Origin of the sequence: Paenibacillus nanensis (assembly GCF_003583765.1) — a bacterium.
GTDB lineage: Bacteria > Bacillota > Bacilli > Paenibacillales > Paenibacillaceae > Pristimantibacillus > Pristimantibacillus nanensis.
Window position 1 is genome coordinate 1 of sequence record NZ_QXQA01000040.1, and the last position, 1,347, is coordinate 1,347.

At 47.8% G+C, this 1,347-nt stretch carries 1 protein-coding gene; it reads right to left on the reverse strand.

Annotation, left to right across the window (positions count from 1 at the left end):
* Positions 1–94: 94 nt before the first annotated feature.
* The gene (locus tag D3P08_RS26995) at positions 95–1,288 is read right to left on the reverse strand and encodes an IS256 family transposase (protein ID WP_119603237.1); all 1,194 of its coding nucleotides are present in this window, start codon (positions 1,286–1,288) and stop codon (positions 95–97) included.
* Between the last annotated feature and the right edge of the window lie 59 nt (positions 1,289–1,347).

A 1,347-nucleotide genomic window follows, 5' to 3' on the forward strand; every position in this document is an offset into this window, starting at 1 on the left:
GGTAGCGTCAAGAAAGTTGTGTAGCAGGGTTTTCCATCGGGACGATGGATATTTTTAGTATTTAGTGATGGTTTGCCGGGGGCTTCGCCCCCAGCTAAGTTTCTTGCTTCTCTTTGAGTGGGCCATACCTGGCGATGTACATCTTTTCAAAGGTAGCTTTTGTATCCGGATCTGCAAAGCCGCGAATCGCTCGGCCAAACCACTTGTCGTTGTAGTCCGTCACCTGTAGATAGATGATTTTCTCCGCGGATTCGATGTTTGTTAAACTGTTCATTGGCTTTAGGCGTTTGCGCAGCTCTTTGTTCATCCGTTCAATCGGGTTTGTCGTGTAAATTGCTTCTCTCACCATCGACGGATACTGGTAGAAGGTGAAGAGAGTTGGAAGCTGCTCTTCCCATGAGTTCACTTCCTTCGGATAGCGTTTGCTCCATTTTGCCTTAAACCCGTCAAACACGGCCTGAGCGACGTCACCATCAATTGCAGTATACACCTGCTTTAAGTCATCCAGAAATTCGGTTTTATCCGAGACACGGACCTTAGGAAAGGTTGCACGAACCTTATGCACTACGCAATGCTGCACGTCGGCTTTCGGGTAGATTTTACGAAACGCTTCTTCAAGGCCAGGTAAACCGTCAAAAACACCAAGTAGAACATCTGTGGCGCCACGGTTCTGGAGGTTCTTTAGTACCTCCACCCAACCGTTGGAGCTCTCATGTCCGCCAACGTAGAAGCCTAGAATTTGACGGTATCCTTTCTCGTCAATACCCATGACCAAATACACGACTTCACTGCTTACTGTGTTTCGCTTGAGCTTAACGTAGAGTCCGTCCAGATAGATAACGGAGTAACGCTGCTCAAGCGGGCGTTTCTGCCAGTCTGCAATGTCTTCCATAACAGTGTTGGTAATGTTACTAATGGTCGTGGGCGAGTACTGGCTGCCGAACATGCTGTCAATGAACTTGGCGACTTCTCGTGTGCTCATACCGCCTTTGTACATATGGATGATAGCTTCTTCTAGCCAACCTTCACGACGTTGGTATGGCCGAAACAAGCGTGTCTGGAACGTGCCCTTACGGTCGCGTGGCACCTGCAGCTCATTGATCGTACCATAGCGAGTTTGAAAGGAGCGCGTGTAGCTACCGTTAAGACTGTTACGTTCAAGCGGCTGTTCCACGGTCATGTAGTTTTTAATCTCTTCGCGAAGCAGTAACTCCAACTTCTCTTTCAGAAGCTTTGTAACAGTATTTTCAAGTAGATCAGCAAACAGATTTTCGGGTATAGTAGTCATTGAGTAGGGTCCTCCTTCGGTGACTTCAGCAATCCCGAGGATACCCTACTTTTTTGTGT

What these genes read in the sequence shown, in the direction of transcription:
- D3P08_RS26995 (WP_119603237.1), bottom strand. Translation starts at nt 1,288, where the DNA reads ATGACTACTATACCCGAAAATCTGTTTGCTGATCTACTTGAAAATACT.